10 protein-coding genes and 5 pseudogenes are annotated in these 15,488 nt (G+C 60.4%); 8 read left to right on the top strand and 7 right to left on the bottom strand.

What is annotated here, in order from left to right; all coding sequences use genetic code 11:
* The first annotated feature begins 238 nt into the window (after window positions 1–238).
* The 3 genes from AC1DWA_RS22765 (at window position 239) to AC1DWA_RS22775 (ending at window position 4,359) form a co-directional block, all read left to right on the top strand.
* A complete protein-coding gene (locus AC1DWA_RS22765; RefSeq protein ID WP_477845949.1) occupies window positions 239–2,005 on the top strand; it encodes an oleate hydratase in 1,767 nt (588 codons plus the stop codon).
* A 159-nt stretch (window positions 2,006–2,164) separates the two neighbouring features.
* Window positions 2,165–3,154: a linear amide C-N hydrolase gene (locus tag AC1DWA_RS22770; RefSeq protein WP_477845950.1), complete on the top strand. Its 990-nt coding sequence runs from the start codon at window positions 2,165–2,167 to the stop codon at window positions 3,152–3,154.
* A gap of 239 nt (window positions 3,155–3,393) precedes the next feature.
* Window positions 3,394–4,359, top strand: a complete 966-nt coding sequence (locus AC1DWA_RS22775) for an FUSC family protein (RefSeq protein WP_477845951.1) — start codon at window positions 3,394–3,396, stop codon at window positions 4,357–4,359.
* A gap of 70 nt (window positions 4,360–4,429) precedes the next feature.
* On the opposite strand, the gene AC1DWA_RS22780 is transcribed toward AC1DWA_RS22775, so the two are convergent.
* Window positions 4,430–4,603, bottom strand: a complete 174-nt coding sequence (locus AC1DWA_RS22780; protein WP_477845988.1) for a helix-turn-helix domain-containing protein — start codon at window positions 4,601–4,603, stop codon at window positions 4,430–4,432.
* Here AC1DWA_RS22780 and AC1DWA_RS22785 point away from each other — a divergent pair.
* Together AC1DWA_RS22785 and AC1DWA_RS22790 are read left to right on the top strand one after the other, a co-directional pair.
* Window positions 4,581–5,447 (top strand): annotated as a pseudogene (locus AC1DWA_RS22785) (IS256 family transposase); the annotation flags it as partial. The gene AC1DWA_RS22780 and the pseudogene AC1DWA_RS22785 overlap by 23 nt on opposite strands.
* A 214-nt stretch (window positions 5,448–5,661) precedes the next feature.
* Window positions 5,662–5,794 (top strand): annotated as a pseudogene (locus AC1DWA_RS22790) (transposase); the annotation flags it as partial.
* Between the two features lie 117 nt (window positions 5,795–5,911).
* Here AC1DWA_RS22790 and AC1DWA_RS22795 read toward each other — a convergent pair.
* Window positions 5,912–8,212, bottom strand: coding sequence for a pentapeptide repeat-containing protein (locus AC1DWA_RS22795; RefSeq protein WP_477845952.1), 2,301 nt, complete (start codon window positions 8,210–8,212; stop codon window positions 5,912–5,914).
* Window positions 8,213–8,778: 566 nt separating this feature from the next.
* Here AC1DWA_RS22795 and AC1DWA_RS22800 point away from each other — a divergent pair.
* On the top strand, window positions 8,779–9,222 hold the full coding sequence (locus tag AC1DWA_RS22800; RefSeq protein ID WP_477917065.1) for a CocE/NonD family hydrolase C-terminal non-catalytic domain-containing protein: 444 nt from the start codon (window positions 8,779–8,781) through the stop codon (window positions 9,220–9,222).
* Window positions 9,223–9,289: 67 nt separating this feature from the next.
* Here the strand turns inward: AC1DWA_RS22800 and AC1DWA_RS22805 are convergent.
* Window positions 9,290–9,987: pseudogene (locus tag AC1DWA_RS22805) on the bottom strand (IS6 family transposase).
* A 357-nt stretch (window positions 9,988–10,344) separates the two neighbouring features.
* Here AC1DWA_RS22805 and AC1DWA_RS22810 point away from each other — a divergent pair.
* On the top strand, window positions 10,345–11,334 hold the full coding sequence (locus tag AC1DWA_RS22810) for a hypothetical protein (RefSeq protein ID WP_477917067.1): 990 nt from the start codon (window positions 10,345–10,347) through the stop codon (window positions 11,332–11,334).
* Window positions 11,335–11,437: 103 nt separating this feature from the next.
* On the opposite strand, the pseudogene AC1DWA_RS22815 reads toward AC1DWA_RS22810, so the two are convergent.
* The 4 genes and pseudogenes from AC1DWA_RS22815 to AC1DWA_RS22830 all read right to left on the bottom strand — a co-directional run bounded on the left by AC1DWA_RS22815 (window position 11,438) and on the right by AC1DWA_RS22830 (window position 14,671).
* A pseudogene (locus AC1DWA_RS22815) lies at window positions 11,438–12,701 on the bottom strand (IS256 family transposase).
* Between the two features lie 53 nt (window positions 12,702–12,754).
* Window positions 12,755–12,898 (bottom strand): hypothetical protein, encoded by a 144-nt coding sequence (locus tag AC1DWA_RS22820; RefSeq protein ID WP_477845955.1) that lies wholly within the window; start codon window positions 12,896–12,898, stop codon window positions 12,755–12,757.
* 69 nt (window positions 12,899–12,967) lie between these two features.
* Entirely contained in the window at window positions 12,968–14,029 is a 1,062-nt protein-coding gene (locus AC1DWA_RS22825) for a DUF4236 domain-containing protein (protein WP_477917069.1), read from the bottom strand.
* Between the two features lie 9 nt (window positions 14,030–14,038).
* Window positions 14,039–14,671, bottom strand: coding sequence for a TerD family protein (locus AC1DWA_RS22830; protein WP_477845957.1), 633 nt, complete (start codon window positions 14,669–14,671; stop codon window positions 14,039–14,041).
* 312 nt (window positions 14,672–14,983) lie between these two features.
* Between AC1DWA_RS22830 and AC1DWA_RS22835 the strand changes: the two are divergent.
* A pseudogene (locus AC1DWA_RS22835) lies at window positions 14,984–15,331 on the top strand (integrase core domain-containing protein); the annotation flags it as partial.
* Window positions 15,332–15,488: the final 157 nt, after the last annotated feature.

Consider the following 15,488-nt stretch of genomic DNA (forward strand, 5'->3'; position numbering starts at 1 on the left):
CCGTTGACGTGGACCAATGTGAAAGATCGCCACCGATGCCCCGCTGCGCCCGTTTCCAGATCTACGACACCATCAGCTTCTGCCCCGCACAACGTCTTGGCTCACGGCGTCGCTGAATCGCACGCACTTGCGGCGTTACTGAAGGAAAACTGCCTCGACAAGGGGAAACCAAGGGGGAACTTGGCATCTACTCCGGTGAAGGGTCCTGTCGCCAAACCTCTAAATGAGATGGGGAACAATGTATTACAGCAGTGGAAACTACGAAGCGTTCGCGCGGCCACGCAAGCCTGACGGGGTGGACGGCAAGACTGCATGGTTCGTCGGATCGGGGCTTGCATCGCTTGCCGGTGCAGCATTCATGATCCGCGACGGCCGGATGGCGGGAAACAACATCACCGTCCTGGAGCGGTTGAAATTGCCCGGCGGTGCACTCGACGGAATCAAGGAACCGGAGAAGGGCTTCGTCATTCGCGGTGGCCGCGAGATGGAAGATCACTTCGAATGTCTCTGGGATCTGTTCCGCTCTGTCCCCTCGATCGAGGTCGAGGACGCCAGCGTGCTCGACGAATTCTACTGGCTCAACAAAGACGACCCGAACTATTCGCTGCAGCGCGTCACCGAACGTCAGGGTGAGGACGCGCACACAGACTTCAAGTTCAATCTGAACTCGAAGGCGCAGAAGGACATCATGAAGGTCTTTCTTACTCCGCGTAGCGAACTCGAGAACAAGCGCATCAACGAGGTGTTCGGCAAGGATTTCCTCGCAAGCAATTTCTGGCTGTACTGGCGCACGATGTTCGCGTTCGAGGAATGGCACAGTGCTCTCGAAATCAAGCTGTACCTGCATCGATTCATCCATCACATCAAAGGCCTGCCGGACCTGAGTACCCTCAAGTTCACGAAATACAACCAGTACGAGTCTCTCGTGCTGCCGCTGTACACGTGGCTGCTCGATCGGGGAGTGAATTTTCGGTTCGATACCGAAGTTACCGACATTGACTTCGATATCACGGGTGAAGTCAAGCGGGCCAAACGCATTCACTGGAAATCCGAGGGTGTTTTGGGTGGGGTCGACCTCGATGACGGCGACCTGGTGTTGACTACCATCGGCTCGCTCACCGAGAACTCGAACAACGGAGACCATCACACGCCGGCGAAACTCGACGAGGGCCCCGCTCCAGCGTGGGATTTGTGGCGTCGTATAGCAACAAAAGACCCCGCATTCGGACGACCAGACGTCTTCGGTGGGCACGTCGCAGAAACCAAGTGGGAATCAGCGACAGTGACCACGTTGGATGCCCGAATCCCAGAATACATCGAAAAGATATGCAAGCGTGACCCATTCAGTGGACGCGTAGTCACCGGCGGCATCGTGACAGCACGAGATTCGAAGTGGTTGATGAGCTGGACCGTAAACCGGCAACCGCACTTCAAACAACAACCCAAGGATCAGGTCGTCGTCTGGGTCTACTCACTATTCGTCGACGTCCCCGGTGACTACGTCGACAAGCCGATGCAGGAATGCACCGGCGAGGAAATCACCCAAGAGTGGCTCTATCACATGGGCGTTCCAGTCGAGGACATCCCGGAACTCGCGGCCAATGCGGCGAAGACCGTTCCAGTGATGATGCCCTATGTCACTTCCTTTTTCATGCCCCGTCAGGCCGGTGACCGGCCTGCGGTTGTACCGGATGGTGCTGTCAACTTCGCCTTCCTCGGCCAGTTCGCGGAAACAACACGCGACTGCATCTTCACGACGGAGTACTCGGTCCGCACCGGGATGGAGGCCGCGTACACCCTGCTCGGGATCGAACGCGGAGTCCCGGAAGTTTTCGGCTCCACCTACGACATCCGCAAACTTCTCCAAGCAACCTACTTCCTCAATGACAAGAAGGAGGAGAGCGTGCCGTTGCCGAAGCTACTTCGCCGCAGACTGGACAAGAAGCTCGACGAGAACGAGATCGGACAGCTGCTGCACGAATACCACATTCTCCCCCGAGAATGACGCGGGTTTCTGAATGTCTTTGTCAATGAGGGCTTCTGAGAGGAAATGCTCGTTCGGGTGTGGTCGAAGGGGCGTCTCGGAGCTGAATCTCGGTCTGGACCTCGGGGCTGAACATCGGGCAACTATGAAGTTCTCGAAAAACTACGGAAGGCAAAATCAATGTGTACCAGGGTGATGTGGCCTGATGCGGCCGGATCTGTTCTTGTCGGACGAAATATGGATTACCATCGGGACACCGGTACGAACCTGTGGTCGCTTCCGCGTGGGATCAAACGCGACGACGGCGTAGGCGGTTCTCTGAGTTGGACTGCCGAATACGGCAGTGTCGTGGCCGGCGCTTTCGACATGATGTCGGTTGACGGTATGAACGAAGCGGGATTAGCAGGTCATGTTCTGTGGCTAGCGGAATCGGATTACGGTACTCACGATACGTCGAGACCGGCTCTGAGCATGGCGGTCTGGCTGCAGTACTTCCTGGACAACTTCTCCACCGTTGCCGATGCCGCCGCGTGGATCAGCGAGGTCGACGTTCAGGTTGTCCCACTGGGCGATCCCGCGACCGGCGAAGTGCCTGCAGTTCATCTTGCATTGGACGATGCGACCGGTGATTCGGCGATCATCGAATACTTGGATGGCAAGGCCACCGTCTGGCACAGCCGCGAACACCTCGTGATGACAAATTCCCCGGCCTACGACAAGCAGATCGAACTTCTCAAAGAGGTCGACGGCTTCGGGGGCACTACGCCTCTGCCTGGCACCACACTCGCAGCCGACCGGTTCGCCCGCGCCGCATACTACGTAGGCCGACTGCCCCAACCCAAGAGTGAAATCGAGGCCGTCGCAGGGATCTTCAGTGTCATCCGCAATGCGGCGCAACCTTTCCGCATCCCTGACCCGGACAAACCCTATGCATCGCAAACGATCTGGCAGACGGTGGCAGACTTGACCAACAAGCGGTACGTCTTCGACTCGACCACGCGACCCAATGTCGTCTGGGTGGACCTGGACAAGTTGAACTTCAATGAGGGTGCGCCTGCGGGCAAACTCGACCTGATGGGAGATACATCCCTCGAAGGAGGGCTCGCCGGCAAYGTCTCCCGCCGATTCGAGAAGACAGCAGCGATGCAATTCCTGACCCTGGCGGCCTGATCGAAGTCAGCCGTTCGCAGGGAGGATGGCCGCCCACGCAGGTGGCCACCCTCGCTGGCACTGTTCGTGACCGAGGCACTGTCATATTGGCGAGCTGGCCGGGCGGCAGGCAGCACAGTCGCACGCCATTGGTCTATCAATAGACCAGTGTTGCAACGATTGATCGTCACTAACCAGTGTATTTCTATTGCAGTAAGCAACTTCTCGAACCGGGCCGTACCCGGCGGCACAGGAGTGAGATGGTTGACGTTCAAGCGTTCGGTGTTTCACGCAAATCGGTGATGACGGCTGCCGGTCTCGTCCTGACAGCGGTGATCGTGATAGGCAGCATTGCGTTCGTCGGCGGACCCCATTTCGCAAATGCTGCCTACCTCGGGATGATGTTTCTGGTTCCAGCGATTCGTCGGCTGTCCCGACGCCAGCAACTGCTCGCCGCACTATGGGCCAGCGCGGTGAGTTTCCTGGGCGTCCAGATGGCCGGCAGCGACAGGTGGTTGATCCTGGTCGTGCTGATCGGCGTGTGCCTCGTGCAGGGCGCGTTCGCGAGTGGCAGCGTGGCCGCGATCTCGGGGTCACCGGTGAACTTCGTAGTGTTCAGTGGGTTCGAGCCGGGCTCCTCGCCGTGGCAAGCCGCGGCGGGGACCTTGCTCGGTTCCCTGCTCGTCGTTGCGGCGGCATACATTGCCCGTCTGACCCCTACCCGGCACGCGTTGCCTGCACGGCAAGCATTCGAATACGGCATTCTGCTCGCACTCGGCTGCGTTTTGATTGTCGGTCTGATGGATCTGCTCGACCTACCCAGAGTGACCTGGGCATTGCTTGCATTCTGCCTGATCTTCGTTCCAGATCCACACGAGCACCCCGGACAGATCAGTGAACGCATCCTCGGGACTGCGATCGGCGCTATCGCCGTCACGGCATTGGCGTCGTTTCTCCCGACGCCGCTCGTGGTGGTACTGCTTCTCGTCTGCGCGATACTGACGCTCGCCTACCTCGAGGATGACAAACGGCTGCTCTACATCTCGTTGCTCACACCGACGGTGATTCTCATGGCTTCGTTAACCGGATCGTCGAGAGTGGTCGATCTCGGAGCACAACGCGTTGTCGCCGTCCTTGTCGCCGGTGCGGTCGCTGTCGTGCTGTATTTCGTGCTCCGCAACTATCACAAGTGGCTGAACCGGGATCACACCCACACAGAAGCGTGAACGAGGTCGACTTAAACATGCAGTTCTGCAAGGGATTTCGGCCCAAGGCGAATCGAGTCGGGAACTGTACTCACTTTGATGCACTGGTTGATCCGGCATCGGCATTTACGATTCCGCAAGGAGGCGGTTTCCGACTCTTGCTTGCCCCGTTAGCGATCCGTCCGCCGTTGCGGGCGATCTCGCGTGCAATCGTGGACGGGGATCTTCCGAGTGACTTGGCGATCTCCGCCCACCTCGCTGAAATCTACGGCGCCTCGGTCTCGAAAGAAACCATCTCGCGGATCACCGACAAAGTGATCGACGAGATGCAGGACTGGTCCGCCCGACCGCTCGACGAGGTGTACGCAGCGATCTTCATCGACGCAATCGTCGTCAAAGTTCGAGACGTGCAGGTCGCGAACCGGCCGATCTACGCCGCGATCGGCGTCAATCTCGACGGACACCGCGACGTGCTCGGATTGTGGGCCGGAACGGGCGGCGAGGGCGCCAAATTCTGAATGTCCGTGCTCACAGACATTCGAAATCGGGGCACCCGGGACGTGTTCTTCCTGGTCTGCGACGGATTGAAAGGCCTGCCGGAGGGCGTAGAGAACGTGTGGCCGGCCGCCACGGTCCAAACCTGCATCGTGCACTTGATCTGAAACACTTTTCGGCTCTCGGGTCGCCAGCACTGGTGTGCGCTCAAACACGATCTCAAGCCGATCTACACCGCCCCGACCGAGGCGGCCGCTCATGCGGCGCTGGACGATCTCGCCGAGCATTGGGGCGAGAGATATCCGGCGATCATCCGACTGTGGACCAATGCCCGGCAGGAATTCATCCCGTTCCTCGATCACGACATTGAGATACGGCGAGTTCTCGGCTCTACCAACGCAATCGAGCCCCTCAATGCGCGGTACCGTAGGGCGGTGAAGGCGCGTGGTCATTTTCCTATCGAGGCTGCTGCGCTCAAGTGCCTCTTTTTGGTGACGCGTTCGCTTCACCCGACAGGCAAGGGTCAGGCACGATGGATCATGCGGTGGAAGCCTGCTCTGAACGCGTTTGCGATCACGTTCGCCGATCGTTGGCCGGGATCGGAAACTTACTGATGGAGACCGACCGAAACACCGTTAAAGAGATAGACCCCAATCCCTTGGCGATCCAGGCGATGTGGGAGATTCAGGGGCGGTCGAAGGCGCGATGCACGCACCAGTGCGCGAACACGCGTTGATCGGTCTCGTCGAGTTGTTCGATACGTTCGACGAGTTCGCGGTCGAATCCTGCTATGTACCGAGTTGAGCAGAGCGATTCGAGTTCCGCTGGTATGCGAAAGGATTGACGACCGGTGAGAGCAGTGCTCGCTTCGCCAATATCTATGGCGTGTCGGTGTCCAAAAGGCTATTCCTAGAGACCATTTCTCGGATTACCGACAAGGTGCTCGAGGAAATGGCGGGGTGCAGGGCAACCCCCTCGGTGTCGATGTCCATCGAGAGTGGTCGAACAGGAAAATTGGCCGTGCCTCCAATCATGATGGGAGCACGGCCGGCTGTTCAGGGACGGGATGTGCGGATGGTCAGCTGCCGAAGATTGGTCCCAGCGATCCGAGGGATCCGATGATAGGTGGGGCGATGGCCGGTTCGGTGGTGACGGTGAAGGTACCGATGCCTGTTGTCGGGGTGTCCCCAGTCACGCTGGTGACGGCGCATGTCACGATGGTTGTGCCGACAGGAAAGACTGTCCCGGAGGTGGGTGTGCAGGTGCCGAAGATCAAACCTAGGGGCATGGCGGGGTCGGTCCAGGTGGCACGAGCGCCGTCTGCGGATTCGGCGATCACGGTGATGTTGTTCGGAAGCGCTGAGGTGCCGGTCAGGTTCGCGCCCTCGAGATTTGTGCCGGTTAGATTTGTGCCGGTCAGGTTCGCGTTCTCAAGATTTGTGCCGGTTAGATTGGCGCCGGTCAGGTTCGCGTTCTCGAGACTTGTGCCGGTTAGATTGGCGCCGGTCAGGTTCACACCTTCGAGGTTCGTACCGGTCAATTCCTTACCGGAGCAATTGGTATAGCTCTCGGGGGTGGGGTTGGAGACGTAATTTCCGCACACCCTGGTGATGATGTGGGCAGGCGTCTCTGTGACATTGATGGTTTGGGTTTCCTGCGGGGCCGCGTTCCAACCGAGTGCAGCGGCCTGATTCGCGGCGACGATGCATTCACCTGTACTTGTGAAGGTGACAACCCCGGCTGTGCTGATCGCGCAGCTCCCGGTGGCGCCGAACGTGACTGGCACATTGGACGGCGCTCCCCACGCGGTAGGGGTGTAGGTGTCCCCGAGAAGTGGGTTGGTCGGCGGAGTGGAGGTGAACATGATGGTCTGGTTGCCCTGTTCGATGGTGATGGTCTGGGTGACCTGCGGCGCGGGTTTGTAGGTCGCAGTGCCCGCCAGATCGGCGGTCACGGTGCAGGTGCCGATGCCTGTGGACGTGACGAATCGGCCGACGATGCTACACGGTCCGGTTGCACCGAAAGCGATGTTGTCTCCGCCGATCGCAGCGAGGCCGTAGGTGTATCCCACCCTTGACGGACTGTCCGGGCGGGAGGTAATTATGATGCGCTGTTCGGCACGTTCGACGGGGAAGCTCTGGACTTGTGGTGGAGCGGGCAGGGTGAACTCGTCGCCGGGTTGGGTCGCAGTGATTGTGCAGGTGCCGGCACTGGTGAACTCCACATAGGGGAGGTAGTGCGGATCGCTGCTGGCTGTGCATGCCCCGGACGCTGAGAAGCCGACCGTCAGAGTGGAAGTGGTGGTTGCTCGTGGTGAATAGTGCTCGCCTTGAAAAGATGCGTCTGTCGGTGGGGTGGAGGTGAACGTGATGGTCTGCTCGGCTGGCTTGATGTAGGTGATGACAACCTGGCCGTTTCCTGCGGCCACTCCGTCGGTGACTTCGATGCTCGTTGCAGAAGGTGAGACGTAGTTGGACCCGCCGCCACCGCCCCCACCGCCAGAGCCCAGTGTCTTGGCGTGGGTTCCGTTGTAGCTGGCGCCGCCGCCGCCGCCACCGCCGCCACCGTAGTAGCCGCCGCCACCGCCGCCGCCGCCGCCGCCCTCGCAGTTGTTGTAATTTGCCGCAGCTCCGTTGCCTCCCGCTCCCAGTGTTCCCGACGAGCCGGGGTAGCCAGGGTCTTCGCCGTCGCCGCCGTGGCCGGGGCCGCCGGCGTGGCCGGTTCCGTCGGCCGCTGTAGCGCCGGCGCCGCCGCCGGTGCCGCCCTTCGAGTCCTTGAACATGCCGCTGATATTCTCTCCGTGGCCGCCGGCGGCGCCGCTCGCACCGCCACTGCCACCGTCTCCAGCGTGGGACCCGTATCCATGGCCGCCACCACCGCCCCCGCCGCCGGCGATCAGCGCAACACCGTTCGGCTGTACGGTGCCGAACTGTGACGCGCCGCCGCCGCCGACAGAAGCGTCGGCGTGACGGCACCCGCCGGGGCGGCCGCCGCCACCATAGCCCCCCTGGTATATGTCCGTCGGAGTGCCGCCGACCTGTACCGGGTATGTCTGGCCGGCGACCACGGGCGCGGTGGCGGACACATGGGCGCCGTGGCCGCCTGGTACGCCGTCCGGCGTCCATCCGCCTTCGGCGCCGAACACACTCACCGTCGCCACAGTCACATTGGCGGGCGCCACCCAATTCTGGAGTGAGCCCGTGAAGGTGAAGGTTTCCGTGCAGTGGACTTGATCGGGACAGACAGCGGTAACGGTATCCGCGGATGCGGTCCCGACCGCACCACTGAAGGTCATGACAACCGCAAGCGTGCCGACGCTGAATGCTGCGGCGGATCTGTACCGACGTGGGGGTGGGTGCAATCGCTCGAGAACAGTCACAGGTACTTGCCTTCCAATTGTCTACGCCCCGTGTCGGGATACGAAGAGCAGTCGCGAAAGGCGACCACTACCGGAAGGTATAGGGCGATTCGTCAGAGAAGTGGGATTTTCGGGTGGCCACTATAGGACATTCCTTTACTGGGGCCGTAAGTGGCCGAATCTGGCCGCTCGCCCCGATGCACCGATCGTTGCGGGGATCGGTTGCGGTTCATAGGCGGCTGATGGTCAGGTAGAGGTGGACGGCCGAATCGAATCTCGATCTATGCCTGAGTGTGAGCGAGGGTCGAAAGCTAGTCCAGTCCCGACCCGGTGGTCTTAATCGATCGTTGCAACAGGCCTGAGATTCTGGGGTTATGTTGTCATCGTCTCGTCTCGTCTTGTCGTGTTAAGGGGGGCAGGGCCGGCGCCTACACTCCGCCAAGCGCCGCCGCTTCATGGAATTGGAGGCCGTGAATGGAGCATCCGTGCAGCCGCCCGCGAAGTTGGAGTACCCGCTCGTCCGGAACCAACTGGGCCCGCGCCTATTCGGTCTATCGCGCCGGGCAACTTGTCATAGACGATCGGCCGTGAGCGTCTTCGTCAAAGGCTCACACGAACTGGCCGCCGGAAACCATTGGTCACCAATGGCTATCGATTACAAATCGCTGTACCTGCGCCCGCGTCACAAACTCGCTACCGAACCGGAGCCCATGGGCGTCGAGTGCGCCGACTCTGACGGCTTCTACCAGGCCGCCCTCGCCGTGACTGGCAACGTCGAAATCCTGGCTTGGGGCACAACGGTTTTAGAGGAGTCCACGGAGATGATCGGCGCCGGAGCCGCGGACCCCTTCGCGGAGATCGACCAGAGTGATTTGAATTTCATTCTGCACCTATGTGATTACGCCCAGGACGGTAAGCGTCAGCTGATCACCTCCGGTTATCTGAAGGCCTCGCGCCGCGAGTTGGACGAGCGAACCACCGAGGGCAATCCGCACCACCCGCACTCCCGTACGGTGGCGCTGTCGCTTTGATCCAAAAATATAGCGGCACATCTAGTTTGGGGCAGATTGATACCGGACACCGCCGGGCCGTTCACCTTCAGGCGGCGGAATATGTCGCGGTGGTCTCCCGCCAGGCTGCGAATCGGTCGGCCATCTCGGAACGCCATTCGGCGGCGGTTAGCAGGTGTCGGCGCCGCCGGAAATGTGGCGAGATGCTGCTGAACGCGGACAGCAACCGTTGCGCGTGCCCAAGTGAGTTGAAGCGTTTCATCGCACGTTCGCGTTGTCGGGTCGGTTGGTGCGAGTTCTCGGCTCGCTTGTTCAAATACTTCGACTGGCAATGCTCGACCGTTCCCTGCATCTCGCGGTGCGCCACCTGGTAGCTGCCGATCTTGTCGGTGACGATCACCCGCAGCGCATACTCCACACCTTTGAGCAGCCTACGGAAGAACCGTTTGGCCGCCAACGCGTTTCGGTGTGACTGAACTAGCACATCGAGCACGTCGCAGTCCTGATCGACAGCACGCCACAATAATGTTGCCGACCATTGATCCGAATGAAGCCCTCGTCGAGGTGCCACTTGTCACCGGGTTGTAGGCGCCGCCGGCGAAGCTCGTTGGTGTAGGCCGGCCCGAATTTGGCGCATCACCGCCGGACCGTCTCGTAACTGACCACGACACCGCGTTCGAGCATAAGTTCCTCGGCCTCACGGAAACTGAGTGGGAACCGAGAGTACAACCACACGCAGTGGTTGATGATCTCGACCGGGTAACGGTGGCCTTTGTACGACGGCATCGGACTGGTCACGCCATATTCTCCCAGTTTTGCCCCATTCAACAACGTGACGGTGCCATCGGCGATGCGATGTCAGTGCGCCTCCGCCTGGCGGAGAACAAGGATCAAACGTCCTGCGCGAATTGTGCACGAATCGAGCACCTGAGCCGGTTACGTCGATCTCCCGTCAAGCTGCACATCCGGTACCGACCCTGCGCCTGTCGGGCGATTGGCCCCGTACGATCATCGTCAGCCACATCGAGGGATGTGAGTTCACGACACGAAGTAAGCCGAACTGCACGCTGAACGACAGTGCGGAATCCGAAATCCGCACTACTCGCACGAGATACCTGACGAACACCGGACGAAGGGACCCGCATGAACCGGACCGCCGAACTCGCAGAGTTTCTCAATACGGCATTACGCGGCCGGATCGAGTCTGTCGCCGAACTCGCCGCCGCAGTGGGTGCGTCACCCGAAACAACCGAACAACAGGTTCAACGACTCGAAGAACTCGGATTCCTCTCACTCTCAAACGAAATCATCACCTACCGACGCCCCGACAACGCAGTCGCCGACGTCACCCACCACATCCTCACCAGCTTGTCCCACAATCTCGCCGATACGATCACCACAACCCAAGGAATTCTCGCCACACTGCCGAAACTGTTGCAAGCCTGGCAATACGGCGACACCGATGCCCACGGTCTGCCCATCGACGTCATGCACGGCCCATTCGCCGCCGCAGACATGTACAAACTGCAAGCCTCACGAGCGAAACCCCGCACCTCCTACGCATGCATGCCCGACACCACACCCCTGTACACAGCGCTTCTCGAACAGGAACCCGGATCCTACTGGGAGAAAAACGCCGTACCCGATCACGACATCCGCCTGATCGTCAGTACCGCCGACGCGAACTCCGATCTCGGACGCAACCAAATTGCCCACGAAATCAACGCAGGCTCACACGTTCGGATGCATCCGAACCCACCGAGCTTCTTCTGGATACTCGACCACACCCGCATCGGAATCCCCCTCACTTGGGGACAAGCATGGYCAAGCAGCATCATGGCCATCGATTCCCCCACCCTCGCGCAGACGATGACCTGGATCTATCACCGCATCTGGGAGGAAGCAATACCCGTCACCGCGCACGACCAGCCATGGGAAAACCCCTGGGACCCCATTTTGCACCTGATGAACTCCGGCATGACGATGGAATCAGCATCAACCGCACTCGGAATGACCACCCGAACCGGGCGCCGCCGAGTCGCCGACGCGATGAACCACTACGGCGTCGTCAGCCACTTCTCCCTCGGCGCCGCCTGGAGCGCATCACACCACCGCCAACACGCCGGCACATAGCAAACAGCGACATCCGAAACAACTTTGCCCTTCGGCCCACGTAACACGTTGGAAAGTAACGTCGTTAAGGATCCATACTCGATCAACTGCGAACAGTCGGGGTCTATCTCGGTAACGGTGTTTCGGCGGTTTTCCAACAGTAAGTTTCCGATCCGGGCCAACGATCGGCGAACGTGATCGCAAACGCGTTCAGCGCAGGCTTCCACCTCGTTATTCATCGTGCCTGGCCCTTGCCTGTCGGGTCCAGTGAACGCGTCACCAGGTAGAGGCATTTCAGTGCGGCAGCTTCGGTGGGAAAATGCCTACGAGCCTTGACAGCCTGCCGGTATCGGGCACTAAAAGACTCAATCGCATTGGTAGAGCACAGCACTCGCCGTATCTCGGTGTCGTAGTCCAGGAACGGGATGAACTCCTGTCAGGCGTTGTTCCACAATCGGATGATCGCCGGATACTGCTTGCCCCAACGGTCAGCGAGATCCTCGAACGCTGCACTCGCGGCGGCCTCGGTCGGGGCAGTGTAGATCGGCTTGAGATCATGTTTGAGCGCATCTTAATGCTGCCGTGACGACAACCGAAACGTATTGCGGATCAAATGGATTACACACGTTTGCACCGTGGTCGCCGGCCACACATTCTCGACGACCTCCGGTAGACCTTTCAATCCGTCGCAGACCAGGAAGAACACGTCCCGGGTGCCCCGATTTCGGATATCCGTCAGCACGGACATCCAGAATTTCGCGCCCTCACCGCCGGTTCCCGCCCACAAACCGAGCACGTCGCGGTGCCCGTCCCTGACTTTGACGACGATCGCATCGACGAAAATCGCAGCGTAGACTTCGTCGAGCGGTCGGGCAGACCAGTCCTGCATCTCCTTGAGGACCTTGTCGGTGATCCGCGAGATGGTCTCTTTCGAGACCGAGGCGCCGTAGATTTCAGCGAAATGCGAACTGATCTCACCAGTCGTTAACCCTTTGGCATGCAACGACAACACGATCTCATCGACCCCGTTCAATCGACGCTGGCGTTTCTTGACGATCTGCGGCTCGATCGTTCCTTCCCGATCACGAGGGACCTCGATCGGAACGTGGCCGCTGGCCTCGGTCAACACCGTTTTCGACCGAGTCCCGTTGCGAATATTCGTCGAGCCACGTTCCGGCGGGGCTTGGTTCTTGTCGTGCCCGAGGTGCTCGGTCATTCTCCTCGTTCAACGCGGTTTCCAGAACGGTTTTGGTGAACTGCTTGAGCAAACCGTCCGGCCCGGTCAGCGACAGACCCTGCTCCTTCGCCTACCTGACCAACTCCGCAGCCGCCGCAGCTTCCGCAGAGGGCTCGGCCCTCTTCTTCGTCACATCTTCCAGTGTCGTCATCTCGGCACCTCCTCACTGAGCATTCACTCAGCTAGTCGGGCCGAAACACCGATTTAGAGACAGTCCCCGTAGATCGGGGTGGACCGACCCTCCGGAAGTCCGACGAGTTTCGAGAGGGCGGTGACGACAGTGTCCATGTTGGCCGGGTCGGCGATGTACGCGGTGGCTTTGCGAATTGCGTCGTAGAACCGCTGCACCGGTTACGGTGCTTCTGTCCATGACGTCCTTGGTCGTGGTCAAGACCGGATTTGTTGCGATGGACGTGGTCAGGGTAGTGCTGCGAGTGCTTCGTGAAGTCCTGGGTAGGTGGGGTCTTCGGCGAGGATTTTTTCGATGCTCTTGCGTGCGGCTGCTTTTCGGTTCTGGGCGAGATCGACCTGGGCGCGTTCGAGGAGAGTGCGGTGGCGCACTTCGGAGGCGCGGGAGCGGACTCGCAGTGCTTCTTTGAAGCTTTCGCGTGCAGCGTCGTTGTATCCGAGCTGAGCGAATGCTCGCCCGCGTAGAGCGAGCAGTAGCGCGGTGGCGTCGTCCTCGTTGGTGATGCCGTTGGTCAGATCGACAACGTCTTGGTGTCGGTCGGCGGAGCTGTAGAGGTCCGCCAGCGAGAGTGCTGCGTGGGCTGTGGGGGTCGCGTATTCGACTGTCCAGATCGCGGCGGGGAGGTTGTCGGCGCTTTGGTGCAGTTCGGCGGCGGCGAGGATGAGGACGTCGTCGCTGATGCGCAGGGCAGCTGTGACGCCGTGGACGATTTCTACCGGCCACCTGCGTTCGGGGATGTATCTCTGCACGAAGGGGTCTGCGGACAGGTTGACGTGTTGGGCGACGACCCATCCGAGGAGTGAACGTGCTCGGTGGGCGGCGGCGGGGTTGGTGTCGGCGAATTCGAAGTGCAGCAAGCCTTCCAATGCTGCGGCGAGGATCCGTATGTTCGGGGCGATATGCCCGTGTCGTTGCGCGACGCCGACGTAGTCGGCTGGTGTCCGTGAGTGCAGGATCTGGAACAGTTCACGCTCCCATGCCGGCGCATGGGGAGGCGGCATCACCGGCGCCGGCGGTTGAGGTGGGAGTTGGGAGACCGGCGTCGCTGCGGCAGTGGGARTTCGGCGGCGGGGAGCGGATGTGCTGGTCGGTCGGGATCGGTTGCCCCCGATCGTCGTTTGATGCGAGAGCCCGGTACCTGGCACGGAAAGGGTGCGGCTGACGCGGCCGTTGGCGTGTTTGGTGATTCGGGCGCCCTTGACGCCTGCGGAGTACCCGATGCCGCTGCGGCTGACGTTGACGCGAACCCCGGGGACGATCTGGATGCTTTTGCGGAATCTGAAACCCATGATCGGCTCCTACAGTTCGTATCCGGCGGGGACGGGCGGGTTGGACCAGTCGATGGGCGGTGGGCCGTGGACTACTGGTGGTGCAGGGGATTCGGAGGTCGGGGCGTCGGTGTCGTCGTCGACGGTGACACCGAAATCGCGGGCCAGACCTGCGAGTCCGTCGTGGTAGCCCTGGCCGACGGCACGGATCTTCCAGTGGTGGTCGCGGCGGTAGATTTCGACGGTGACGGCCGCGGTTTCGCTGCTCCAGTCGTCGATGGTGAATGTGGCGAGTGCGCTGCCGTTTGCGTCGCGAACGGCGATGTCTGCTTGTCCCAGGTCCGCGAGAGTTGCCGGGGTAGGCGCATCGAGACTGAGGACGATTGCGATGCGCTCGATCTCCTGATCGAGGCGGTACAGGTCCACTGTGATGCGGTCTTCCATCGATGTTCCGGCACTTCGTTTGCCTCCGTGGTGGGTGGAATCGTCTCTGGATTCGGCCTGGTTGTAGAACACGAAATCGAAGTCGCCGCGGACCTTCCCGTCGGGGGTGAGCAGGAGCGCTGATATGTCGGCGTCGATCTCGGGGCGTTGGTGCCATGTGCAGTGCACAGTGATCTCGGCCTGATCGAGTGGAGCATTCTGTCCCTTGCTTAACTGCACGTGATGTACTCCCTTGTGCCGGCTGAGCTACATCAAATCAGGAAGTACCTCCAGCCTGCTCGACCGCCGGGTAGTTCAGACGGCGCGGCGGACATCCTCGACCGGTGGCCGACTCGATGCGAAGCAGTGGAGACATCGTTAACCGGTGGTTAGAAACATGTCACAGTCCGGATGGAAACTGCTGCAGCACATGCAGCACTGCGCAGCGGCCCCCTTTCCGTTTAGTTGTTGGGTGTAGCTGCGAGACGGCCGAACGGAGCACCTTGCGGTACATCATCGTGAGGATCGCTTCGGCGTGGTGAGGTCGGCGAGTTCGTTCACAGGCTCCTAGCTCACGGCATCGCCCAGATCGAACGCGTGATCACCGGCACGAATCATGTTACCGGGCAGCATATTTCACCGCTTCATTCCGCGAGGCCCGGCACTACCGAATCCGGCCGTACACGCCGAAAACAACGGAAAAGTGGAACGGTACAACCGCATCCTCGCCGAAGAACTGCTGTACTCCCGCGAATACACTAGCGAGACGCAACGACGGACCACCATCGAGATCTGGAGGTTCACTACAATTATCACCGACCGCATTCAGCACGCGGAGGACGACCGCCCGCAGCTTACCGCCGGCACCGAGTTACCAACGTCCATGCCTCATACAGCTAGTGGGCTGGCGATATTGCGTCGCCGAAGCGCGTACTCACTGCGGTTGTTGTGATTGGTTCCCAACTGGATATGTGCTGGATTGCCGCATCCGGCGAAATCACGTTGAGGAATCAAGTGCTCACGCCACATTCTCCCAGTTTGCCGCGTTCAACAACGT

Source organism: Rhodococcus sp. P4_F3_2, assembly GCF_056401335.1.